Here is a 24,449-nt window from a genome sequence, read left to right as displayed (position 1 = left end):
TCGACGGCCGCCGCGTGAAGAGAAGGCAGGACTCCTCGTCATGACCAACACCACCGGCTACGCGCAGCGTGCCGTGGCCTATTGGGCACAGTCTGAACGGGCCTACTTCGAAGGTGATCCCCGCTACGGCGCCGAGCTCGCCGAACTGGCAGCCCAATGCGAACAGTGGGCATACGAAGACCTCACCGGCGTCCGCAGCGACGTCGCCTAAACCACCGACACACACGAGGAGACAGCAGGTGATCGTCATGGCCGACAAACCCGAGGCCGCACCATCGGATGTGCCGCAGCCGCCGGCCACCGCGATCGAACCGCTGCCCGAACTGGAAACCGTCACCGCCGCAGACGACCTCACCCTCACCGGCACCATCGGAGACGACACCGCCGAGGTCGACAACACCCTCGCCCTGGAGCTGGACATGCTCACCGCGTTGTTGTGGGCGCCACCGGCCCGGGCCCGCCACGTCGTCGAAGCACTGATCGGGTCGCGCGCCGACCGCGACGCCGGCACCACCAGCACGGTGCTTCCCGCCGGCAGTGTGGTGTTCCTCAGCCCTGTGCATCAGGACGTGTTCGACACCGTCGTGGCGTTGCTCGACGAAGGTAGCCCCGCCACACCCGTTCTGGTCAATGCGCGGTTTGCCGATCGAGGACTCACCATCCGCACCCGTAGCGTCATGCTCGAGATCGCCTCACCGCGGCACGGCCGCCCCGTCGCCGACAGCGCCGACCTGCCCCACCTCGCCGCCGCCCTCATCGACGGCTGGTACCGCCGCGGCTACCGCGCACTGCTGGCCCGCATGACCCAAGTAACCGCCGAACGCCCCACCGCCGAACTCGCCGGCCACTGGACCGCCCTCACCGCACACCAGCAGACTGCCGAAACCCGGTGGCTGGCCATCCGCGACACCCTCGCCCGCATCTGAACGGAAAGGCACGCCGTGATGACTGACGACGACCCCGACGCCCACGACCGCGAGATCCAGGACCTCGCCGCCGACATGCGCCAGCGTGGCCGCAGCTGGGCCGACATCGCCTACGAACTCGCACTACCCCAGGCCACCGTCAAACGCGCCGCCGAGCAAGCTCACCAGCGCGCCGCTGAGCGCGCCGCCCGCACGCAGATCGCCCTGTTCTGACAGACCTCCTTGATAGAGAGAAGCTCATGACGACACCGATGGTCTTCCTCACGGCAGTGGTACTCATCCTGATCGGGGCTTTGGTCGCGACGCTGGGATATGCGCAGCGTGATAGACGCGATCCACAATCCGCGTATTGGGCCGCGATCGGTATCGCAGCCCTCGCGCTAGTGGTTGCCGTGATTTCCACGGTCACGGCCTGACTCCCTCGCCCGTCGTGACCAGGCTGACCGCGCCGATGATCGGTAAACTAACTACAAGCGAGACGTATGAAAAGGAGGTGCGGCGATGATCGAGTCCCGGTGGATCACCCGCTGGCCGGAGTTGTTTGCCGGCCTCACTGACACCCAGGTCCGCGGTGTCGTGCAGGCAATCGACAACAACGTCCTCGAGGGGTGGGACCCGCAACGCGCCGACATCGACCTGCTCACCCGGTCGGCGCGCGGCGAGCTGACCGACGCGGAAGTGATCGCCGAAGCCGTCGCCATGGCGACCGGCTCACGAGCGGCACACGCCCTCGGCTGACCGCCCACCAACCGTGTAGTTGTTCACGACGGCACCGCCTCGTCGAGGTGGTGCCGTCGTCGTGTCTGGAAGGTAAGGGTGAGTGACCGCACAGGACGACTGGGACGCCACGTTCATCCCCGGCACCACCGTGTTAGCCAACAAGCTCGGCATCACCGACGCCGACGCGCTCGCCGCGGCCGAGTACACCATCACCGCGCACCGCGAAGCGATGATCGTCGACGGACATATCCCGATCGCCCGCACCTACGACGCCGAGCATCTGCACACCATCCACGCCGCGCTGTTCTCCCCGATCTATGAATGGGCCGGCGTCCCGCGCACCTACCCGCTGAGCAAAGACGGCCTGCCGTTCGCCGACCCGAACCAGATCGGCCGCTACCTCGACCACGCCCGCGACCACATCGCCGCCGTCGACTGGACCGACCTGGACCACGGTGGATTCGCCGTCGAGGCCGCCACCGTCTACGCCTCGATCAACATGAGCCACCCCTACCGCGAAGGCAACGGCCGCGCGGCCAAGGTATTCATGTCCCAACTCGCAGACGAGGCCGGCTACCGCCTCGACTACGGCCGCGTCACACCGCAACAGTGGGTCAACGCCGCCATGCTCTCCCACCCCGACCGCGGCACATTCGAACCCGTCCCCGACACCATGGTCCCGGTGTTCGCGCGGATCGCCGAACCCCTCACACCCCAACAATCCGCCCCGGCCGAGCACGCCGCCGCACGCGAGACCGACGCTCAACGCGCAGCACGCATCGCCAGCCGCGGCACCTCCCGACGCTCCCCAACCTCGGGATCGCGATCGGCGTCGAGCGGTGCTCACCGTGGCCGCGGGATCGGGTATGGCCGCCGGGCTGAGGGACGCGAGCACTGACCAACTTGACGCACCGCCGGCGGCGGTGAGGCGGCCGTTAGGTTCGGGTCTCGTCGTCCAACCACACCTCGTTCGGTAAGAACATCGCGGTGCCCGGTGATCGTGTGAGTGTGTGATGGCAGGCTTGATCGGCGAGCTCGTTGAGGCATGCCGCCGTTGCGCGTAGTGCGACTGCGACTGCCGACGCGCGGGCAGCGCGTGGTGAGGCCGACACCGCTGCCGATCGGCTGGCGGCTGATTCCTCGTCCGCCACCGCCGCCCGGGTGACCGGATCGTCGACGCCTAGCAGAGTGCCGAAGGCCTCGATGAGCTCGCGGTCGGTGCGGTCGATGAGGCGTTGCGCGACGGGGCTGATCCAGCGTTCCCGCCCGCCTGCACGTCTCATGGTGTCAAGCATTTCGAGGTGCGGGCGATAGCTAGTGGCCATGCGCGCGAGTGGGCGCAACGCCTCCGCGAGTTCGATGATCGTGCGCCGATGGTCGTCGCTGTCAGCCTCCTGCAGCCGCGCCACGCGTTCAGCCCTGAGGGGTTGCTCCGCACGAGTTTGGTAGGTGCGAAATTCGGGGGTGGTCATGATCTGTGCGGTCATCCGGAGCACTTCGAACTCCTGCCAGACGGCGTCGAACCGGACCTGGCTGAGCCGGAGTGCGTCACGCACGGTTTCAGCGAAACGCTCACGCATCGGGCCGCGCACGCTCTCGCTGGTCTCACCATGTTGCCGCGCCCAGTCGGTGAGCGCGAGTAGTGATCGGTCGAGTCGGTCGTCGACGGTTGGCACGATGAAGATTCGAGCAAGAGTGTCGTAGCGGTTGGCGGCGATCGCGCCGAGACCGGCGGCGTAGACCAGGCGGGTGGCCACCAGGGTGGGCAACTCTAGCGCCCTAGTGTGGCCGCTGGCACGGGTGACGTGTGCCCACTGCTCGATGACGGGCAGCCACCACCGGTCGGTGTCGTCGGTGCCCCACCGGGCCAGGGTTGCTGTCGCAGCCACCGGCACAGTGCAGCCTTCGTCGATCTGAGCTACCAGTGCGTCGTATGCGTTGCGGTCGTCGAGGTGGAACCGGGTGAGGTTGAGCGCGTCAAGTCCTTCCAGGCGGCCGGTCTCGGCGGCGAAGGTGTCGTGGGCGGTGATGGCCGGCTGCGCACCGGCCAGGTCGCGTTTGATCCGCTCGACGATCACCGCGGCGGTCATTGGGTGACGCGCCTTGCGGGTGCGCATGGCGGTCACGGCGTCGGCTAGTCGGGTGAATGCTTCGTCGGCGGTCGCCTCGAACGCGAGCGCGCCGAGAGCGGTGGCGACGTCGTGGGCGTCGCCCCGTAGCGGGCTCGGATTGATCCAGGCGGAGGTGTAGAAGGGTCGGTAGTTGCCGCGCAGTGTGTCGCGCAGGGCGTGGTCCCATTGCGCGGACCACCCGGCGATCAGTAGTCCGTGGGAGCCCACGATGTCGCGCAGCAGCGCGTCCATGTGTGGCTTGTAGGTGCCGAGTTCGTCGTCGGTGTTGAGCATGGAGTTGGCGTCGCGGTAGCTGCCGTGCAGGTGCACCACGCAGCACTCCATGGTGTGCAGTGGTGGCAGTCCTTTGGCGGCGCTGTCGGTGGCCACGACGACTGGTTCGACGCCGACCTCGCGGAGCGCGGCCTCGAAGAGGTGGTCGAAGTTCATCGTCATGATCACCCGCACTGTGCCGGCGGCGACCAGCCGGGCGATCGCCCTGTGTGCGGCGGTCGGTTCAGGTAACGCCGCGGCGCCGCTGGCGTCGGTGGGTTCGAAGAACTCGCGGAGCACCGCGCCTCGTTCGTGTTGCCCGGGCGCGACTTCGGTGAGGATGCCGCCGTAGGTCAGTGGCTTGTTGAAGGTCGCCACGAACCAGTCCTCGACGGTGTCGCCGGTCAAGGTCGCGGCGACGGCTTCGTCGCCCCGGACGCGGCAGACCCGCTGCGCGAGGTTGACCATGATCTCCCACGCGGTCGGTACCGCTCCGAACGACACACCGGCGCCGGCGAGGACCGCGTACGCGCCCGGGGTGGAGTGCATCGAGAACGCCAGCGGTAGGTACGGATCGTCGATCCCGGTACCTGCGGAGTCGGTCATGGCAGCACTCTACGAGCCAGCACCGACACCACATCTTCGGTGAGTCCTGCGGGCCGTCGGCCGGGCCACCGCAAGGCGACTACCCGCCCACTCCTCCGCTGTCCCCAGCCGACGTTTCGCCACCAGCTTGGGGACGGCGGGCCGCTGTCCCAGCGGCGCAAAACGACCACGCTGCGCGTGGACTCGATAACCCCGCGCGCACGCGCGCTCACACCGAAAAGCACCCGCCTCGCGGGAGCAAGCTATGGTTTAGGTGCCCTAAACCCTTGCTCACCGTCCCTGTCGTCGGTACGGTGAGGAATGAAGAGTCCCCACGGTGGTGGGGTCGCTGCGCTGGGCGGACGGCCCGGTGGGACCGGAAAGACGCGGAGAGGAGGCACCGATGAGTCGGAGTGAAGACTCGCCTGGTGCGTTCCTGCGGCGGCGGCGGCGCAATCATCCGGGCGGTCGAGATGATCGGATCATCATCAAGGTCACGGCTACCGAGAAGCAGGAGTTGCTCAATCGGGCCGAGGATGCGGGCTTCGGTTCGGTGCAAGAGTTTCTGATGGCTCGCGCGGCCAATGCCGACGCCGGCGTCGGCATCAATCACGCCGAGAAGCTGGCGGCGTGGAAGGAAGCGACGGGCATTCGCAACCTGCTGTCGGGTATCGCGGTGAACATGAACCAGATTGCGCGGCACGCCAACACCGACAAGGACATCCCGCCCGACTTCGAGCCGGCGGTGAACGCGGTGTTGCGCACGGCGGACCGGGTCCGCGATGCGTTCGGTGAAGTGTTCGCGGTGTCGTTTCCCGCCAGCCAGCACCACTCCCCGACCGCCGACGGGGATCGACCGAGCGGGCCGATCACTGCCGCCGAGGGCGAAGGCTGGACTGTCTGATGCCGATCATGCCGGCGATCTCGTCGGGTGCGCGGATGCAGGGTTTGGTCATGTACTTGGCAGGTCCGGGCAAGGCCAACGAGCACTCCAACCCGCATGTGGTGGCGGCGTCCTCACGCAGCGTGTTCGCTGCTGGTGGTGCGGGCGCGGAGATGAACCGCGAACACGCCTACGAGCTCGGTCATGCTCTCGATGAGGCGCGGGTGGTGTTCGGTACCGAGGTCACCCGCCGCGACGCCGCCGCGCTGAAGGCCGCCCAGGAGCGTGGCGTCAAAGGCAGCGCCGCGATCGCTGAAGCGACTCGTGATGAGAACGTCTGGCACTGCTCGTTGTCGCTGCCCCCCGACGTTGACGCGCTCGACGATGCGACATGGTCGGCGATCGTTCATGACTTCATGGAGGGCATGGGGTTTGACGATCCGAAGGCCGCTGACTCGCGATGGGTGGCCATTCGTCACGGCCTGACGAAGAACAACGGCGACCACATTCACATCGCCGCATCACGAGTTCGAGACGATGGCAGTGTGGTCGCCAAGTGGCGGCCTCATCCCACTCGCGGTGGCAACGAGGGTGACTTCGCCCGTGCGCAGCGAGTCGCCCGCGAACTTGAAGTGAAGTACGGCCTCGAAGTGCTGTCCAGCTACAACAAGGACATGGCCAGCCGTGGCCGTGCACACGCCCAGGACGGTGCAACCAAGCCCCAGCTCGACGTCAAGGGCAACGTCGTGCGCGAACCGCGGATCGCCGAGTCGCCGTCGGTCACTCTGGCGCGACGGGTACGCGCTGCGGCGGCCGCCGCCGAGAGCGAAGCCGAGTTCGTGCGCATGGTGCGCGCCGACGGTCTGGTCATCCGAGCAGCCCGCTACGACAAGACCGATCCCCGTGCCGTCACCGGATTCAGCGTCGGGTTGCCAGCCACCGAGTACGCCAACAAACACGGCCAGCCGGTCATGCACGGCGGCAAGAAACTCGCCGAAGACCTCTCACTCCCTCGCCTCCGCGAAGGATGGATCGACGACGCCAACTCCCGCGCCGACGCGCTCTCGGCCTGGGACCACGCAGACGAACGCGCCACGACACCGCGCGAACCGAAGTCGACGCAGCAGCGTGCCGCAGAGGACACCCAGCGAGAGACTCCGACCGCCGAGGTGACGAAGCAGCTGCGCGCGATCCTCACCCCGCTGGCCCAGTCGGCGGCCACCGAAGCCGACTACGCCAAGGCGCTGCGTAACCACCCGGAGGTGCTCGCCCGACCTCGTTACGCCAAGGGCTCCACGACTGAGGTCACCGGATACGCGGTCGCGTTGCATACCCGGATCGCGAGCGGCGCTGACGGCAAAGAGATCTGGCGTAACGGCAGCTACCTCGGTGGCGGCCTGGCGCTCAAAGACCTCCGACAGCGGTGGCCCGACAGCGACAATCACCGAGCCCTCGCGTCGGCCGCATGGGCGCGCACCAACCGCGCATCGGCGGCACGCGCCGACGAGAACCCGCTCACGCGAAGGCTGCACGATGACGCCCGCCGCTGGCAGCGCACCGTGACGTCGATCAACGACCCGCACTCCCGCGCATGGCACGCGGCGGCCGCCGACACTGCCGGCGCTGTCGGCGCAGCTGCGCGAGGTCTCTCGGGTGAACAGGCTCAGATCCTGAACCAGCTCGCCGACGCGCTCGGTGCCGTGTCTGGTCACCGCCGCCCGACTCAACCGCAAGCGGTCCGGTCGTACACATCGGCGCGCCGCGTCGCCGCAACCATGCTCGCCGCCAGCCGCGACGACACCACGCTGCTGTGGTTGGCTGCGATGAAGCAGGTGCTGGCCGCCAGCAAGGCGATTAGCGAAGCGATGACTGCGCAGGGACATACGCGGCAAGCTACGCACATCACCGCGGCCATCGCGGCGACTGATCTCCAGTTCCAGGGTCAGGTCTACACACCGAGTCTCGATACACGTTCGGCGCCGGTACCGACTGCCACCGTCCAGACACGCCCCCGCACCGCCACAACACCGTCCACGGAACGTGGGCGCGAGGGCGGGTAGCTGCTGCGCTCCTGGTGTGCTTTGTGCGTGAACGAACTGTTCCGCGTCGACCCAGTGTGCGGGAAGACGTGTCCGTCCTAGTGCGTGCGGCAGTCTCCCAGGGTTGACTGAAACACGTTGAATCGCCCCGGCTTTGTTGGAGGCTCGGTTAGTTGGTTCCAGCGGTTGCCGGGACCGGGTTTTCACGGTAGCTGGTGACTGTGTGGGTCGACCAGTAGGTGGTCTCGTACTCGACGGGTGGGACGTGTCCGATCTCGCCGTGCAGGCGGCGGTGATTGAACCAGTCGATGTACTCGGCGACGGCGATCTCGACCTCGCCGACACCGCCCCAGCCACCTCGAGGGCGCATTATTGGGTTGCGGATGCATTCGGCCTTGAACAGCGAGTTGAACGCCTCGGCCATCGCATTGTCGTACGAATCGCCCTTGGAGCCAACCGAAGTCACCGCATCGGCTTCGGCGAGGCGTTCGGTGTAACGGATGGCTCGATACTGGGCGAGTTCAACCGGTCGATGCAACACCGGGCTACTGCAGGGAGCGTAGCTGCTCGGCGAAGACCTCGGCCGGGGTTCGCCAGCCGAGGACCTTGCGTGGCCTGTTGTTGATCGCCAGAGCGACGGCCTCGAGGTCCTCGGCGGACCACCGGGACAGATCGGTTCCCTTCGGGAAATACTGGCGCAGCAGGCCGTTCGTGTTCTCGTTCGTCGGTCGTTGCCAGGGCGAGTGCGGGTCGGCGAAGAACACTCTCGTGGTGCCGGTCTCGAGAGCGAACCGGGCATGACCGGACAGCTCCTTTCCGCGGTCCCAGGTCAAGGTCTTGCGGAGCTGCTCGGGAAGCGTGGTCATCGATGTCGTCAGCGCGGCGTTCATCGCGACGGCGCCGTAGCCACCGAGGGACGGACCGTTCTTCACAGGCGGCCTCTCGCCCCACCCCTCCAATCGAGGCAGGTGCACCAGGATCGTGGAGCGGCTGCTGCGCTCGACGAGCGTGCCGATCGCGGACCGGCCGGTCCCGATGATCAAGTCGCCTTCCCAATGCCCTGGGACAGCACGGTCTTCGGCTTCGGCGGGGCGTTCGCTGATCACCACGTCCGCGGTGACATGTCCCTGCGGCTTGTTCTGCGATCGGCTACGGGGCACCCGCAGTGCCCGGCCGGTGCGCAGGCATGTGACCAACTCCCGTTTCAGGGCGCCTCGACCTTCGATGTACAACGATTGGTAGATCGCCTCGTGACTGATGCGCATGGACTCATCCTCCGGGAAATCAACTTTCAGCCGGTGCGAGATCTGCTGCGGGCTCCATGCCGTCGCCCACCGTCGGTCCTGCCGATGCGGCTTGTTCAGTCCTTTCCACGCGGGCGTGTCGGGGCCTGCGACGGCGGTGCCGTCGGGCCGGCGGACGGCCCCGGAGAGCCGCTCCTGCACATACTCACGCAACCTGTCGTTGTCTACCACACTGAACGACACCGCACCGATGGTGCACGCCCGGGCGGCAGCGGCCCAGCTGATCGACACCGCGTGTAGTTGCCCATCTGTCCATTAATCGTGAACTGCGACAACGCCGTACGCAGCCTCACACCTGAGTCTCGCCCAGCAGGGGCGATGTCCTCCCCTGCCCCCAAGAACGAAGCCACCATGAGCATCGACATACACAGTTCTGTGACACGCTCCGGAAGTCCCAGCGCGTGTCAGTCGGCGCGGTCGGTCAACCCACGGCATGGATGGGACCCCGGGTGCGCCCCAGCGGCAGCCCCGAGCGTCCGGACTGCCGCAGCAGGATCTCCGCGGCGATCGAGACGGCCGCATGCTCTGGAGTGGACCCACCGAGGTCGAGCCCCACCGGGGAGCACATCCGGCTCAGCTCAGCATCGGTGAGGCCGACCTCGCGCAGTCGCTCCAGCCGGTCGGTGTGGGTGCGCCGTGACCCCATGACACCGATGTAGTCGATTTCCGGCAGCCGAAGCGCAACCTCGAGTACCGGCACGTCGAACTTGGGGTCGTGGGTCAGCACGCAGATCGCGGTCCGCCCGTCGATCCGTCCGGCCGCTGCCTCAGCTGCCAGGTAGCGGTGCGGCCAGTCCACCACCACGTCATCGGCTGCAGCAAAACGGCTCGTCGTGGTGAATACCGGCCGGGCATCACACACGGTCACATGATAATTGAGGAACTTTCCGATCTCCGAAACCGCCGCCGCGAAATCGATGGCGCCGAACACGATCATCCGGGGCTTGGGGCTAAACGATTCCACAAACACCCCGATATCGTCTCCGACGCAGAAACTTTCGCCTGTGTATTTGAGGACCCGGCTTTTACCACTGGCCACCAATCCGGCCGCGTCTCGGCGTACCGCACGCTCCAGCTCGGCATCGGCGAGCGTCCGCGTCGAGTCGACACCGATCAGGATCCACTGCCCGAACACGTGCTCTGGACCGCGGATCACCGTCGCGACACCGCAGCGCACTCCGGTGGCCGCCGCGGCCCCCAGCTGTTCGATCTCCTCGAGATCCGAACTTTCGCAACACTGGACATAGACGTCGAGAATTCCACCGCAGGTCAGGCCGACGGCGAAAGCGTCGTCATCGCTGAACCCGTAGCGTTGCAGCGCGGGCCGACCGGTCTCCAGGACTTCCTTGCCCAGCTCGTACACCGCACCTTCAACACATCCACCCGACACACTGCCGATGACTTCACCGCTGCTGGTGACCACCATCGTCGCTCCCGCGGGCCTAGGCGCCGACCGAAACGTCGACACCACCGTCGCGACCGCCACCGGTGCTGCGTCCCTGCGCAGTCCGGGCAGCTGGGACAGAAGCTCAAGCATCGGCGATCTCCTTCACAAGCTGTTCGAGGGCCAGCAGGCTGTGTCCGGCCACGAGTTTGTCCAAATGCGGCAGCACCGCGGCTATTCCGCTTTGGATCGGCTGGTAACCATCCTTGCCGGCGTGTGGGCTGAGCCAGAACACCCGATGAGCAAGCAGCGAGAGTTTGTGGATCTGTTCTCCGAGTTGGGTGGCATCCCCGCGCTCCCAGCCATCGGAGCAGACCACCACCACCGCCTGCCGCGCCATCCCGCGCCGACCCCATTCGTTGACGAACTGCTCGAGCATCTCACCGAGACGCGTGCCGCCGTCACGATCCACGATCAGCTTGTGCGCGGACCGCATCGCCACGTCCGGGTCGCGGTTGGCGAACGCCCCACTGAGCCTGGTCAATCGGGTGGCCAGGGCGAAAACTTCGGTGTCACCGGTGTTGGCCTGGAGGTAGCTGTGCCAGCACCGGAGCAGCACCTCGGAGTACATCTTCATGGAGCCGGAGACATCCACCAGAACAACCACCCGACGCGGCCGGGCAACACGTTTGCGCCACCGCAGGCGCGTCACCTCGCCGTCGTGCCTGCCGGCATCGCGCAGTATCAACCGCCAGTCCGGATGTCCCGCCTTACCCGAAGCCAGCCGCCGGGAGACCCGCAGTGGCGGACGCACGCGCAGTTGTCCCAGCATTCGATACAACCGACTCCGTTCGGCGGCGCCAACATGCTGAAAATCCCTGTTCCTCAGTACTTCCCGGGCCGATGCGGCCAGGAAAACTTCGTTGACGGCCTGGGACCTTCCGTCGTTGCCGTCCGCGCCGGAGTCCAGTCCGGTGTGCGGTGCGACTTCCGCGGAATTCAGGTTCGACGGTGTCCGTGCCACGATGTCCGGGTCGAACCATGTGGCAAACGCCAAGTCGTACAACGGATAGTCTTCGGGATCCGTACACAGCGCCACCCTGCCCGCGTGGTACACCGATCGCATGTCGGTGGGATCGAGCAGCTGTGACCCGGCCACGAAGGTTGCCACTTTGTCCGCGTCAACGTTCAGCCCGGCATGCCTGAGCACCTCGGTGAACCCCACCAACGCCTCGACCGGTCCGCCCGCGGTCTTCGCGATCAACGCCGCGTCGACCCGGGCCTGAGCATCGGTTCGTGCCTTGTACTGCAGCCCTGTGGGTGGTTGGTCTGCTGGGGGACTAGGAGATGGCGCTGGGTTCATAACCCTGAGCGACATCGGCGAAGAGCCATTCCCGTAAGGTCTGCAAGGCCGTTTCTGCATCTTCGCGATACTTAAGTGCCGCACCCATGGTCGCGGTGGCACTGTTGAGATCCAGTGTGGTCGAGCCGATCACGTGCAGCGCCTGGGCCCAGTCCAGAGCTTCTGCGGTGCCTGGCGGCTTGATCAGCCCGGCTGACCGCAAACGCGTCACCGCGGCTGCCACATCCCTGGTCAACCGCTCGGAGACCTCAGGGAGAGCGCTACGCAGGATCTCCACCTGCCGAACGGCATCAGGGTGATCCAGCCACAGATACAAACACCGCCGTTTGAGTGCGTCATGCACTTCTCGCGTTCGGTTGGAGGTCAGAATCACGATGGGCGGCCGCTGGGCGATGAACTCACCCAGCTCGGGAATCGAGATCGTGTAGTCGGTGAGCACTTCGAGCAGGAAAGCCTCGAACTCGTCGTCGGCACGGTCGATCTCGTCGATCAGCAATACCGACGGTGATGTTTGCAGCGCCTTGAGGATCGGCCGGGCGAGCAGGAACCGTTCACTGTAGAGCGATGACTCGACGGCGCTGCTGTCCAGACGCTCTCCGTTGACCGCGCCGGCGGCCTCCACCGCGCGCAGATGCATCAACTGGCGGGGAAAGTCCCAGTCGTACAGGGCTGCGCTCGCGTCGATGCCCTCGTGACATTGAAGTCGGATCAGCGGGCAATCGAGCGCCTTGGACAACGACTGCGCCAGTGCCGTCTTCCCGGTTCCCGGTTCTCCCTCACAGAACAGTGGACGGTTCAGGCGTAAGGCGAGAAAGGCTGCCGCAGCCACCGATTCATCCGCAAGGTACCCCACTTCACGCAGCGCGTCGGCCACCACGTCCGGCGAGGTGAAGCCATCCGCAAAGCCGCCCGCTAGTCCCATCCGTCTACTCCGTGGATCAAGCTCAGCACATAATCCGGGTCGAGCGGCAACTTTGTCACCGTCACGCCGAACGGCTCCAATGCGTTGGCAACGGCGTTGGCCACCGCGGCGGGCGCAGAGATCTGACCACCCTCACCCATCCCCTTGATGCCGCCGACACTGAAGGGCGATGGTGTCTCGATGCTGTGCACCTCGATCGGCGGCATGTCCGCTGCCGACGGAATCTGGTACTCCAGGTACGACGTGGACAGCGGCGTACCGTCCTTGGCGAACTTGAAGTGCTCGTAGAGGGCGCCGCCGACACCCTGGGCTATTGCGCCATGAACCTGCGCTTCGACGATCATCGGGTTGATCTGCATACCGCAGTCTTCAATCGCGACGATCCGCTGAAGCTGGATCTGGCCCGTATCGATGTCAACTTCGAGTTCGATTGCGACACAGCCATTGGCGTAGGTCGCCGGCGGATCATAAAACTTGGTCGAAGTCAGCATCGGATTCTCGGAGCGGACCTCGGCATCCCAGTGGGCCGCATAAGCCACCTCGGACAGCGGCCTGGACACACTCGGGGCGCCGATAACCTGCGCCTCACCGTCGACAATGGTCAGATCCTCCGGGTTGACCTCCATCATGTTCGCCGCCGCGCGCAGGATCTGCGCCCGCACATCCGCGGCCGCCCGCGCCACGCAGGCACCACCGATCACCGCGCTGCGGCTGGCGTACGTGCCCAACCCGTACGGCGAGCTCTCGGTATCACCGTCGATGACCTTGATATCGGCAATGTCGATTCCGAGACCGTCAGCGGCGATCTGCGCGTAGGAGGTTTCATGCCCCTGGCCGTGGCAGGACGTACTCACCGCGATCAGAACTGTCCCGCTGGGATCCATGGTGACGGTGGCGTTGTCGTGCGAGGGCAGCGGTGTCCCCGCCTGCGCCGATGACTCACTGCCCCAGGCGGTCTGCTCGACGTAAGAACTGATTCCGATACCGATGTAGCGGCCGTCCTTCCGCAGTTCAGCCTGGCGCTCGCGGAAGTCCTCGTAACCGATCTTGTCCACCGCCATGTCGAGGGACTCGTGGTAGCTGCCGCTGTCGTAGAGCTGACCGGTTGTCGAGCGGTAGGGCAGTTCTTCGCCGTGCAACAGGTTGATCCGGCGGATCTCCACCGGGTCCATGCCTAGCTTACGAGCGATGTCGTCGACCAGAATTTCCCGCGCGGTGTTGGCCGCCGTCCATCCAACTCCCCGGTAGGCGGCGACCGGCGATTTGTTGGTCAGCGAGGCCGCGACCGTCTCGTCGAAAGCCTCCAGTCGGTACGGACCGGGAAAGGCTTTCCCGGCCAGTGCCGGCTCGATGAGTGCGCTCTCGGTGTTGAAGGAATATCCACCACCGTCGCCGACGAACTCGCCGCGCACGGCGAGAATCCGGCCCTCCTTGGTGACGGCAGCTTCCAACCTGATGAACTGCTCCTTTGCCTGCGTTGCGGCAATGAGGTGTTCCCGACGATCCTCGATCCACCGGACCGGCTTACCCAGCACCCAAGCCACGTAGGGGATGGCGATCTCTTCCGGAGAGGTGGCCATCTTCTGTCCGAAGCCGCCGCCCACCTGGGGTGCAATCACTCGGATCCGGTTCTCGGACATACCCAGCTGTCCGGCGATCACCGAGCGCAGGAAGTGCGGCATCTGCGTCGAAGACCACACCGTCAGCTGGTTTTCCGCGCGCTCGAAGTTGGCCAACACGCCCCGGGTTTCCATCGGTGCCGCGCCGTAGCGGTTGTGGTGCAGGGTCGAAGTCACCACCAGATCTGCCTTGGCGAAGGATGCTTCGCTGTCGCCGTGCCGTTCGGTCTTACGGTAGATCTCGTTGGTGCCCAGGTCATCGTGGATCGTCGGGGAGGTCTGTGTATCCCCGGCGACCTCGAGCACCGGCTCCAGCACCTCGTACTCGATCGCAGCGGCCAGCGCGGCCGCGGCGTCGGCGGCGATCAGATCCGTTTCGGCGACCACGATGGCCACGGCATCACCGACGAACCGGGCTTTGTCGCGCACCACCACGTGCTGCGGCGTTCGCAGCAGATCGTCCAGCACGACATGGTCGATCAGCGGCTCGACATCGGTGAAGTCCGCCCCACTAAACACCCGCACCGAGGCGTGGATTTGTTCGGCTACCGACTTGTCCACCTTGATGATTCGTGCATGCGGGTAGGGCGACCGCACATAGATCGCATACAGCATTCCCGGTATCTTGAGGTCGGCGACGTATTCGGCGGTGCCGGTGAGGTAGCGCTTGTCCTCGACTCGCTGCGTCCGGCGACCGATCCACTTGTCGCGGCGGATCGTCAGTGCAGGGTCTGTTTCTTTGATCGTTTGCGTCACGGGGTGTCCTTCGTCAAGGCTGTTCGGCTTGGGGGTTCGCAGGATTCTCAGGTGGGCTATCCAGCACGGCGATCGGTGGATTTCGCATCCGCCGCCGCCAGTACCGATTTGACGATGTTCTGGTATCCAGTACACCGGCACAGGTTCCCGTTCAGACCGTCACGCACCTCTGCTTCGGTGGGCTGGGGGTTCTCGGCCAGGAGTGCGTGCGTGGTGATCAACATGCCGGCGGTGCAGAATCCGCACTGGACACCGTGGTTTTCGGTGAATGCCCGCTGGATGCTGTCGAGCTCACCGTCTTCGGCGAGGCCTTCGACCGTGGTGACCTCCGATCCACTTGCCTGCACCGCGAACATCAGGCAGGAGCGAACAGCGGCGCCGTCGAGCAACACGGTGCAGGACCCGCAGACCCCGTGCTCACAACCGAGCTTGGTTCCAGTGAGATCAAGGTCGTGGCGGAGCGCGTCGGCCAGGGTGCGGCGGGACTCGGCGAGGAAGGTCTTCGGCTGGCCGTTGACGGACAGGCTGACGATTTGCAGATCGCTGGTGGGTTGGGCCATGGCTTTCTCCAGATCATTTGTTGGGCAGCGGATTCAGGTGATCAAGCGGCCACGGGCGAGGCGGCGGCGGCGCGACGCACCGCGGTTCGGATGCCTTTGGCCACCAGTTGCCGGGCCGCGACCCGCCGGTAGCCTGCGCTGGCGTGGAAGTCGGACGCGAACGACAATGCCGTGGGGGCCAGCAGATCCAGGATCGCTTCCCCACTTCGGTCGATGGCGGTCGAGTCCGCGCCGATCAGCGCCGCTTCGAACTCCGCGACCCGCCGGTTGACGGTACCGGCGCCGTGTACGGCGATTCGTGCGTTGCTGATGGTGCCGTCGGTCACCGTCACCACGGTCACTACACCGACAATCGCCACCCCGAACTTGCGTCGGGTGACCTCCTGAAATGACCATCCGGTGTCCGCACCCAACGCGTCAAACGTCACGGCCGTGGCGAGTTCGTCGGCGGCCAGCGGCGCGGCCTCGGATGCTCGGTAAAAGTCGGCGACGTCGATGTCGCGTTCGCCGGAAGCGCCGGACACGGTGATCTTGCCACCGAGCGCCGACAGGACGGCCGGCACCTCGGCGCTTGCCTCGGCGTGGCAGATGCTCCCGACGACGGTCCCACGGTTACGGATCTGGGGATGTCCGACGTGTGCGAGTGCTGCGCCGATCACCGGGAGCTGGGACCGCACGTCGGCAGATTTCTCCACCGCCGACTGCCGCACGGTGGCACCGATGGTGACGCCGCTCTCGGTGACGGTGACCTGGTTGAGGCCGGAGACATTGTTGATATCCACCAGGTTCGACGGGCTGACGATCCGCTGATTCATCAGCGGAACCAGCGACTGCCCACCGGCGAGAATCTTGACGTCGTCCAGTCGGGAGAGCAGATCACACGCCTCAACGACGCTGCGGCACTGGTGAATCGAGAACTTCGAAGTTTTCATTGCGAGATTTCCTTGTCGGTAACAGGTCCTCGTTGGCAACCCGGCGGCTGGGCGGACTGCTTATCGAGAAAGATAGATCCCGTCGGCGAGCAACTACTTGGAACAACCGACGAACAAGCCGAAGGTCTTAGCCGATGTGCACAGAGCCTATTGCGCTGTCGAACAGCGCTGTTTCCTCACTGTTTCGGGCGCGTGAACTACCGTCCGGCTGCGACATAGGACACAGCGGCGTAACCGGCTACCGGATGGTCGGATTCACCGTATCCGGTCGACACGGGTAGTGGAGATGTCCCCAGCATCGACACCGTGCCGGTGAGTTGACCAGGTTAGGCGAATGCCCTTGCTCGGCAGGCTAGCTGGAGAAGCAGCCAGTCATCGGGATTGTCCGGCTCGACGTCGAGCGCGGCGAAGATCCGCTCGATCCGATAGGCGACCGAATTGCGGTGCAGATGCAGTTCCTCTGCGGCGCGGGACAGCGAACCATGGTTGTCGAGGTAGGCCTGCAGGGTCCGGATTGCCAGCGGGGCCTTATCCGACCCCATCTCATCCAAGGGCGCCAACACCGTATCCACGACATTGCGGGCGGCTTGGGAGGCATACCACTCGATGACGGTCCGCCGCACCCCCAGGCTGTCGAATGCGGCCGCATGACGCGGCCGGCGCCGGGTGCGCATGGCCGCAGCCGCGGCGCGGGCTTCGGCAACAGAGCTGATCAGGCCGGTCGGCCCGCTGTGTATCGAGCCGACACCGCAGTACACCACCGCCGCTGCCGGCAACGCATGTAATGCCTTCTGCACCGCGGCGATCGCGGCCGGGCCGGCGTCGGTCCCCGGGTCGTGGCGATACATCCGGACAAACAGGAGCGCGCCTTCGGCGCGCGCCACATGCCAGGTGCCGCTACTCTTCAAGTTTTCCAGAATGGATTCCGAGAGTTCTTCACGAGCGGAAAAAGCCTTGAGCTCGCCCTGGTCCTCGTCCTCGGGCACCTCCACACGAGCGGCCAGGTGCCAGCCGTCGACCGGCAGGCCCAATGTACGTGCCCGCCGCAGCAGGTCGGAGCGGCCCGATTTCGAGCTGTCCAACAACTCGGAGAGAACCTCGGCCCGCGACCGGATGGGCAGCTCGCGGGCCCGCCTGCCGGTGATTCGGTCGAGTTCGACCGCCGCGGCGGTCAACCGGCCCAGGGACGCAAGCGCCGCCAGGGAGTAGTCCGGAGAATGGCCGATCACGACCCACTCTTTACCGTCTGCTTCGCGGTCGATCTGGAACGCCAGCTCGTCGGCGACCTCGGTCGATACGTACATGTCGACACCGAGTGCGCGCCCCACCGAGGCAACCATGTGCTCAGCGTTGCCTCCGGTGCCCATCCTCAGCACATCGACCGCCGCGAGCACGTTGTTCAACGTCCGCTCCGCACCGCCGCGGCGGGCCAGGTCGAGCAGACAGATCAGTTCAGCCACGTTGCTTCGGGATCGATTCTGCAGCAACGTAATTCCGTATCGTTCCGCCGCTTTGATCGATGTCGCCGACGGATGCGGGGCGTCGGGATCGGCGATCACGACGGCGAGCACGCCGCGGGATGCCGCCACCCGGACATCGACGTCGAACTCGTAGGAGCGGATACGTGCGCTCGCGTCAGTCAGAACGACAACGGCCTGCCCAGGCGCCTGCAGCTCCTCGGCGCGCGATGCGAGCAGGATTTTCTCGACATGGGCGGTCCTTTGGCCGATCGATGTGAGTCGATCCAGTTCGAGCGCCGGAAACGCCAGGACAGCTTCCAACGTGTTCAAGACTGCCTCCCGGCGCTTTACATCCCGCACAAGAGATTTCCATCTCTTCGTCACTTCCGCCCAATGCCCCAGGATAAATCCTTGTTACTTTTGTCTTTGTGCACCTCGATTCCCACAATCTCGACGCCTATGCAGTCGGGTGCGGAGTCCTGAGCACCGGCGGCGGCGGCGAGGCCGACATCGGCATGGCGATGGTGCGGTTGGCCATCGAATCATTCGGTGCGGTGGAGATCATCGACGTCGTCGATCTCGGGGACGACGACCTGGTGATGCCCTGCGGCCTGATCGGGTCACCGACGCTGGCCCGCGAGCGGCTATGGAACGGCACCGAGGGAGATCGACTGGCAACCATCATGAACCGGCTGCATGACGGCGATATCAACGTCCTGATGTGCTACGAGATTGCCGGCGTCAACGGGCTTCTGCCGGCGATGTGGGCCGCACATCAACGGCTCCCACTGCTCGATGCCGACGGTATGGGCCGCGCATTCCCGGAGATGCAGCAGCAGTCCATGCACCTGGCCGGTGTCCCGGCATGCCCGCTGGTTCTCACCGACGGTAACGGCAACGACATCGTCGTGCTGACCGGTAGCGCGCGCGGCGCCGAACGTATGGCCCGCGATGCCACCGCTTCGTTGGGCGGCACCAGCGCGGGCGCCCTATACGTCATGACCGGGTCCACCGCTCGATCTGCGGTGATTTCCGGATCGGTCAGCAAGGCCATCGCGGTCGGCACCGTCATCACCTCCCGATCGAGTCACTGGTGCCAGGCGCTCGCCGACACGATGGACGGAAGACTTCTCATTGAGGGCACCGTGTCTGAGCTGGAATGGGGTGCCGGCGAGAAGTTCGCCCGCGGGCACGCCATTGTCGAATCACCGGCGTCCGGTCTGTCCGAGGCCCGGCATGTTCGGCTCGAACTGCAAAACGAGTATCTCCTGGCCATCGAAGACGGCGAGGTGGTGGCAAGCGTTCCGGACATCATCGCCGTCATCGATCTCAGCACCGGCGTCCCCGTCGGTACCGAAAACCTCCGTTGCGGGCAGCGCATCGGGATCGTGGTGTTGCCGGCGCCGACAATCTGGGCCACGGCGGATGGCCTGGCCGTGGTCGGCCCTGCCTCTTTCGGATACGGCGGCATCATCGATGACTAGATCCGCTTCTTCGCCGGTGGACGATCGCCACGTCGCGCCGCCCGGGCGGGCGCGTGCTGACGGCGCCCGGATCGGCCTACACGCCGACACCGATCGTCTCACTGCCGTGTTACTCGACCGCAGCGGGCACATCCGAGGCTCCGCACATTCCGGACGCACCGGCCACCTGGGCCGCGATATCGGCACTATTCTGGCCCAGTTGCGCAACACGGCAAGCACTTTCGCGTTTTCCACGGTTTCCGCGGTGACGTTGACCGCCCAGGATTCGACCGATTCGATGGTGAGTGCGGGGCGACTGGGCAGGGTGGCTTCGCTGCGCATCGGCGCACCGTTGACGAGTGCCATCCCGCCCCTGGCGACGTGGGCACCCCAGCTGCGCGACGCCGTCGACGCAGGTTCGGCGCTGGTCGCCGGCGGCGTCGAGTTCAGCGGTGCACGGGTCGCACCGCTCGATGAGAAAGCGGTCATCGAATTCGCCGAAACCGTAGCCCGATCCGCCGACGCTATCGCCATCACCTCGGTCTTCTCCCCTGTCGACCCCGGGGACGAAATCACCGCCGCACGCCTCATCGCCTCTGTGTCCGGTACGGTCCCCATTACCCTCAGCCATCAGATCAGCACCCTCGGCCTCGTCGAACGCGAGAACGCCACCATCTTGAATGCGGCCCTGCGGCAGTCGGCGGCACGGCCCTCCCATCAGCTTCGCGCGGCGGTGGCCCACTCTGATTTGTCCGGCGCCGAATGCTACTTCACCCAGAACGACGGCACTCAGCGGCTGGCCGAGTACGCCGAGCGGTTTCCGGTGTTTCAGATCGGCTCTGGGATCGCCGATTGTGTCCGCGGCGCGGCGCATCTGTGCGGCCTGCGCGACGCCGATGTCGCGCAGGTGAACGACACGTCGATCACGCTCGCCCACCTGGTCAACGGTTACCCCCGGGAATCGTTGCAGCGTCATCTTGTCCAGGGCGTACTCACCAAGTTCAGGACGCCGGAAACATTGACCCTGCCGATCCACGAACCGGATGCCATCAGCGCATCACTGCTGCGTGTGAGTCAGCGGACCGATCACCTGCCGCTGGTGGCGATCGGCAGCCACGCCGCGGTGATTCCGGACGACATCGACGGCGTGGACACGGTGATCCGGCCCCCGTACGCCGATCTCGCCAACGCGGTGGGCGCCGCGGTGGCCCCGGTCGGCGGCTCCGCGGAGCGCATCTGCAAAGGCCAGCCCGGATCGGTGAAGCGCGACGTGGAGGCCCTGACCTCGGATGCGCGGGCCCGGGCCATCCTCGCGGGCGCCGCCCCGGACGCCCTTCAGGTCATCGACGTCGAGGAGGTGCCGCTGGCATACCTGCGGGAACCGGCCGTCCACGTTCGAGTCAGGGTTGCCGGCATGCCGATGAACTAGTGCGGGTCTTCCCGCACACTCAATCTCCTTGGCCCGCAGCAAGAATAGCTTCCAGCACCCGGAAGGGTGTCACCGGGAGTTCGGTGATCGCCTGACCGATGGCATCGGAGACCGCCGCACACAACACCGCAGCCACCGGGACGATGGGCGGCTCGGCCACCCCCTTGGCCCCGAATGGGCCTTCGGCACTGGGACTCTCCAGAATCTCCAGATCGATCGCGGGAATGTCCCATGCGGTCGGAACACGGTAACTCTCGAACCCGGTGTCCAGGACATGTCCGCTCTGGTCCACCCGCACTTCTTCGAAGAGCGCGTAGCCCACACCCTGGGTGACGGCGCCGCGGACCTGGCCGCGGATCATCGCCGGGTTGATCGCCCGGCCGACATCTTGGGCAACCACGTACCGCAGGATCTCGACGGTGCCGGTTGCGGTGTCGACTTCGACCTCGGCGTAATGCGCGTGGTAAGACACCCCCACCAAGCCCGTCACCATGGCCCCGGTCACCGTCGCCTCGGCGTACTTGGCGGGGCTCGCCACGAAACTCCCGGTCCCCGAGATCGGTCCGGTCTTCCAGAGCGAGCCGCGGGAGATCTGCTCGAACGACACCGACGTTCCGGTGTCCGAAACCGCTCTCCCACCGGAGAGTTCGATGGCATCGAGACTGCAGTCGAGCATCTCGGCTGCGGCCCGCAGGATTTGTTCCCGCACCACCAGTGCCGCACGCTTGGACGCGGCACCGGCGCCGAAGGTGGTTCGGCTGCCCTGGGCGCCGTTGTCGAATCCACCACCGTCGGTGTCCGGGGCGGAGATACGGACCTGATCGACCGTGGTTCCCAACGCCTCCGCGACAATCTGCCGGATACCCGTGGTGACGGCACCGGTACCTATCTCGGTCGCGGCGCTCATCACCATGATCGATCCGTCCTCGGTCAGATGCACGGAAGCTTCCGATGGCCCGGCGTTGGTGAGCCAGGACAGTGGGACCAGCGCCTTGCCTCGGAGTTTTCCCGGCGGACACGGGGATTGACTCGACGTCCAGGTGGCTCGCCGTTCTACCGACTCCAACGCTTCCACCAGACAGGCGTCATCGAGGATCTGCCCGTTGACCATCGCATCGCCCTTGCGCAGGACATTTCGCAGCCGGAATTCACGCCGGTCCATGCCGATTGTCCGGGCAATGTGTTCGATGTGGTTCTCCACGGCGAACACGCAATAGGGGCCGTTGACCCCGCGAAACGCGGCCGTCGGCGGCGTATTGGTGTAGATGACCTTGCTGGTGTACCGAGCCAGCGGAATTCGGTAGGTGCAGCCCAGCGCAAGAGTGGCGATCCCGGCGCACACCACCGTCTCCCCTGACGAGTACGCGCCGTTGTCTGAGCGGACGTCCGCTGATTGCGCGAGGATCCGCCCATCGCTGGAAACGGCTGTGCGCAGGGACACCGTGGCGTTCTCCCGGCACCCGGTGGTGGCGAACTCCTCCTCGCGGGTGTTGAGTATCTTCACCGGCCGCCGCGACTTGCGGGCAAGCACGCACGCGATCGGCTCCAGAATGGCATCGAGCTTGCCGCCGAAACCGCCACCCACAGTGGGAACCACCACGCGCACTTGCGAAGGTGGGATATTGAGCAGTTCGGCGGTGCGCTCGCGGATCATGTAGGGGAACTGGGTTGACGTGTGCACGACATAACGACCGTTGCGATACGACGCAATCGAGACGTGCGGTTCGATGGGTGTCTGGTTTTGTCGTGGTACCCGGAAGAAGTCCTCGACTATTGCATCTGCCGTCTCGAAAGCACGCGCGAACTCGGCATCACTGCCGCGGGATATCCCGTTCTGCCACACGATATTTCCGCCGCGATAGTCGGCTTCCATGGCGATCTCATAGCTTTGCCAGTCTGCGTGGACATCCGGAGCATCTGGCGCAATCGCCTCCTCCATGCTGATTACCGCGGGCAGTTTTTCGATTTCGACTTCGATCGCGGCCAGCGCCCGCCGCGCGACGTCCGCGGTATCAGCGGCCACTGCGGCGAGCGGTTCGCCGACGTAACGAACCATGTCCGAGGCGAAGGTCGGCTGATCCTTCACCACCGACATACCCGAGAGATGCGGAATGTCAACGTGCGTGGCCACCGCACGTACTCCTGGGATTCGTTGTGCTGGTTCGATATTCAGCTTGATAACCCGACCTCGGGCCACGTCGGAGCGCAGCACCATGCCAACCAGGGTTCCGACCTCCTCGAAGTCCATGGTGTACACCGCCTGCCCGGTGACCTTCTCCACACCGTCGGATCGGCCCGAGCTGACGCCGATGACCCTGCCGGACGGGTTGACCTCGGGTGAATGTGCGATGGTCACGCCAGCTCCTCGCGCATCTCGCGCACAACCTGCATGGCTGCTTCGATGATTCCCTGATACCCGGTGCAGCGGCAAATATTCCCGCCGATTGCGGATCGAACGTCGTCCTCGGTCGGCGATGGCGTCGAGGTGAGCAGTGCGCGCAGACTCATCACCATTCCGGGAGTGCAGGCACCGCACTGCACACCGCCGTTGTCCAGCAGCGCTCGTTGGATTGGGTGCAGAGTTCCGTCATTGTCGGCAACCCCCTCGATGGTCTCGACCGACTCGCCCGCGACAAGCCCGACGGGTACCAAGCAGGAGAGCACCGCCTGTCCGTCCAGTTGAACCGTGCAGGCACCGCACCGTCCCTCGCCGCAGCCCAGTTTGCCTCCGCGCAGCATCAGGACGTCGCGCAGCACCATCAGCAGCGACGTCATAGGTTCGACATCGACCTGCTCGGCGCAGCCGTTGACCTGTAGTTCAATGTTCATGGTTCTCCCCACGGTTCGCAGGCAGGCAGGCACGCAGGGCGGCGGCCACCGCGGTCGGTGCAACCGCACTGCGGTACCAGCCCGGGGCTTCCAGGCTCTGCCGGCCGACGGTCGCTGCCCCCGCCCGCCGGGCCGCCGCAACGATCATCTCTTCATCCGGTAGGCCCAGCCCCAGCAGCGCTTCGGCTTCTGTGCAGCGCACGGGCAGTTCCTGGACCGCACCGATCACCAGGCGGGGCGCCCGGACACCCGACTCGTCGATCATGGCCGCCGCATTGACGATCGGATATTCGCCGCCCTTTCGGACCGTCAGACGCGCGAAGCCAGATCGCTGGTACGTCGGCGCGAGTATCTCGAATCCGGTCACCAGCGCTTCCGGTGCGAGACGACCCCGCTCGGACACGTACTCGGCAACCGGCATCCGCACGCTTCCGTCGGTCACCGACACCACCTCGACCACCGCGTCCAGCGCGATCAATGCCGGCACCAGATCCGCATCCGGGAAGCCACGTACCGCGACGTTTCCACCGATGGTGGCTACGTTACGAACCTGGGTAAACGCCGACTGTGCCGCCGCCTGCTGCAGGGCGCCGAACTGGATGCGTCCGATCGGATGGTCCAGATCGGCCGCGAGCCGCGCATGCGTGACCCGAGCCCCAACCCACAATTTGGCTTCGTCACCGTCGGCGACCTGTGAGAACCTGGCCAATGCCGCGACGCCGTCGAGCGCAATGTAGGCAGGGGCGACGTGTCCGCGGGCAATACCACGCATGATCCAGGTGCCGCCGGCCAAGTACTGACCGTCCAATTCCCAGCACAGCGCGATGGCTTCGTCGACCGTTGCCGGGTGATGTACTCGAGGTTTCGATGTGTCAGAAGCCATCGTCGCCG

21 protein-coding genes and 2 pseudogenes are annotated in these 24,449 nt (G+C 65.7%); 10 read left to right on the top strand and 13 right to left on the bottom strand.

All coding sequences use genetic code 11. The annotated features are described in order from the left end of the window. The 6 genes from M1L58_RS15930 to M1L58_RS15905 form a co-directional block, all read left to right on the top strand. On the top strand, positions 1-211 hold a 211-nt coding region (locus tag M1L58_RS15930; RefSeq protein WP_248659637.1), incomplete at its 5' end, for a hypothetical protein. Positions 212-239: 28 nt separating this feature from the next. Continuing rightward, positions 240-926, top strand: coding sequence for a hypothetical protein (locus M1L58_RS15925; protein WP_248659636.1), 687 nt, complete (start codon positions 240-242; stop codon positions 924-926). Positions 927-944: 18 nt separating this feature from the next. After that, entirely contained in the window at positions 945-1,139 is a 195-nt protein-coding gene (locus tag M1L58_RS15920; RefSeq protein ID WP_248659635.1) for a hypothetical protein, read from the top strand. Positions 1,140-1,165: 26 nt separating this feature from the next. Then, entirely contained in the window at positions 1,166-1,342 is a 177-nt protein-coding gene (locus tag M1L58_RS15915; protein WP_248659634.1) for a hypothetical protein, read from the top strand. 85 nt (positions 1,343-1,427) lie between these two features. Next, positions 1,428-1,664 (top strand): hypothetical protein, encoded by a 237-nt coding sequence (locus M1L58_RS15910; protein WP_248659633.1) that lies wholly within the window; start codon positions 1,428-1,430, stop codon positions 1,662-1,664. A gap of 82 nt (positions 1,665-1,746) precedes the next feature. Further along, positions 1,747-2,544 (top strand): Fic/DOC family protein, encoded by a 798-nt coding sequence (locus tag M1L58_RS15905; protein ID WP_248659632.1) that lies wholly within the window; start codon positions 1,747-1,749, stop codon positions 2,542-2,544. A gap of 37 nt (positions 2,545-2,581) precedes the next feature. Here M1L58_RS15905 and M1L58_RS15900 read toward each other — a convergent pair whose 3' ends face one another. After that, positions 2,582-4,636: an SIR2 family protein gene (locus tag M1L58_RS15900; protein ID WP_248659631.1), complete on the bottom strand. Its 2,055-nt coding sequence runs from the start codon at positions 4,634-4,636 to the stop codon at positions 2,582-2,584. Between the two features lie 382 nt (positions 4,637-5,018). Here M1L58_RS15900 and mobC point away from each other — a divergent pair, with 382 nt between their 5' ends. Both mobC and M1L58_RS15890 read left to right on the top strand, forming a co-directional pair. Then, on the top strand, positions 5,019-5,519 hold the full coding sequence (gene mobC, locus M1L58_RS15895) for a plasmid mobilization relaxosome protein MobC (protein WP_248659630.1): 501 nt from the start codon (positions 5,019-5,021) through the stop codon (positions 5,517-5,519). Continuing rightward, the gene (locus M1L58_RS15890; RefSeq protein WP_248659629.1) at positions 5,519-7,558 is read left to right on the top strand and encodes a relaxase/mobilization nuclease domain-containing protein; all 2,040 of its coding nucleotides are present in this window, start codon (positions 5,519-5,521) and stop codon (positions 7,556-7,558) included. Before mobC ends, M1L58_RS15890 begins: the two co-directional genes overlap by 1 nt. 148 nt (positions 7,559-7,706) lie before the next feature. Here the strand turns inward: M1L58_RS15890 and M1L58_RS15885 are convergent. The 9 genes and pseudogenes from M1L58_RS15885 to M1L58_RS15845 form a co-directional block, all read right to left on the bottom strand. After that, a pseudogene (locus tag M1L58_RS15885) lies at positions 7,707-8,054 on the bottom strand (integrase core domain-containing protein); the annotation flags it as partial. A gap of 28 nt (positions 8,055-8,082) precedes the next feature. Beyond that, a pseudogene (locus M1L58_RS15880) lies at positions 8,083-9,012 on the bottom strand (IS30 family transposase); the annotation flags it as partial. 250 nt (positions 9,013-9,262) lie between these two features. After that, a complete protein-coding gene (locus M1L58_RS15875; RefSeq protein WP_248659628.1) occupies positions 9,263-10,378 on the bottom strand; it encodes an XdhC family protein in 1,116 nt (371 codons plus the stop codon). Beyond that, positions 10,371-11,489, bottom strand: a complete 1,119-nt coding sequence (locus M1L58_RS15870; protein WP_248659627.1) for a vWA domain-containing protein — start codon at positions 11,487-11,489, stop codon at positions 10,371-10,373. The genes M1L58_RS15875 and M1L58_RS15870 overlap by 8 nt, the downstream gene beginning before the upstream one ends. Positions 11,490-11,565: 76 nt before the next feature. After that, positions 11,566-12,510, bottom strand: coding sequence for an AAA family ATPase (locus M1L58_RS15865; RefSeq protein WP_248659626.1), 945 nt, complete (start codon positions 12,508-12,510; stop codon positions 11,566-11,568). Further along, on the bottom strand, positions 12,501-14,885 hold the full coding sequence (locus tag M1L58_RS15860; RefSeq protein WP_248659625.1) for a xanthine dehydrogenase family protein molybdopterin-binding subunit: 2,385 nt from the start codon (positions 14,883-14,885) through the stop codon (positions 12,501-12,503). The genes M1L58_RS15865 and M1L58_RS15860 overlap by 10 nt, the downstream gene beginning before the upstream one ends. Positions 14,886-14,941: 56 nt before the next feature. Then, on the bottom strand, positions 14,942-15,445 hold the full coding sequence (locus M1L58_RS15855) for a (2Fe-2S)-binding protein (RefSeq protein ID WP_248659624.1): 504 nt from the start codon (positions 15,443-15,445) through the stop codon (positions 14,942-14,944). 41 nt (positions 15,446-15,486) lie between these two features. Beyond that, entirely contained in the window at positions 15,487-16,377 is an 891-nt protein-coding gene (locus M1L58_RS15850; protein ID WP_248659623.1) for an FAD binding domain-containing protein, read from the bottom strand. 326 nt (positions 16,378-16,703) lie between these two features. Further along, a complete protein-coding gene (locus M1L58_RS15845) occupies positions 16,704-18,167 on the bottom strand; it encodes a PucR family transcriptional regulator (RefSeq protein ID WP_248659622.1) in 1,464 nt (487 codons plus the stop codon). A gap of 98 nt (positions 18,168-18,265) precedes the next feature. On the opposite strand from M1L58_RS15845, the gene M1L58_RS15840 reads away from it, so the two are divergent. Next, the gene (locus M1L58_RS15840) at positions 18,266-19,321 is read left to right on the top strand and encodes a DUF917 domain-containing protein (protein WP_248659621.1); all 1,056 of its coding nucleotides are present in this window, start codon (positions 18,266-18,268) and stop codon (positions 19,319-19,321) included. A 16-nt stretch (positions 19,322-19,337) separates the two neighbouring features. Next, complete coding sequence (locus tag M1L58_RS15835) at positions 19,338-20,729, top strand: hydantoinase/oxoprolinase N-terminal domain-containing protein (RefSeq protein WP_248659620.1); 1,392 nt, start codon at positions 19,338-19,340, stop codon at positions 20,727-20,729. Positions 20,730-20,748: 19 nt separating this feature from the next. Here the strand turns inward: M1L58_RS15835 and M1L58_RS15830 are convergent, their stop codons facing one another. From M1L58_RS15830 to M1L58_RS15820, 3 genes are read right to left on the bottom strand one after another with little or no spacing between them, the layout of a single operon-like run. Next, positions 20,749-23,085, bottom strand: a complete 2,337-nt coding sequence (locus M1L58_RS15830; protein ID WP_248659619.1) for a xanthine dehydrogenase family protein molybdopterin-binding subunit — start codon at positions 23,083-23,085, stop codon at positions 20,749-20,751. Then, on the bottom strand, positions 23,082-23,558 hold the full coding sequence (locus tag M1L58_RS15825; RefSeq protein ID WP_248659618.1) for a (2Fe-2S)-binding protein: 477 nt from the start codon (positions 23,556-23,558) through the stop codon (positions 23,082-23,084). Before M1L58_RS15825 ends, M1L58_RS15830 begins: the two co-directional genes overlap by 4 nt. Beyond that, the gene (locus tag M1L58_RS15820) at positions 23,548-24,441 is read right to left on the bottom strand and encodes an FAD binding domain-containing protein (RefSeq protein WP_248659617.1); all 894 of its coding nucleotides are present in this window, start codon (positions 24,439-24,441) and stop codon (positions 23,548-23,550) included. The genes M1L58_RS15825 and M1L58_RS15820 overlap by 11 nt, the downstream gene beginning before the upstream one ends. Positions 24,442-24,449 lie beyond the last annotated feature (8 nt).

Origin of the sequence: Gordonia sp. C13 (genome assembly GCF_023218005.1) — a bacterium.
Taxonomy (GTDB): domain Bacteria; phylum Actinomycetota; class Actinomycetes; order Mycobacteriales; family Mycobacteriaceae; genus Gordonia; species Gordonia namibiensis.
Note: the sequence above shows the minus strand (reverse complement) of the source record. Positions and strands in the feature narration are given on the sequence as shown.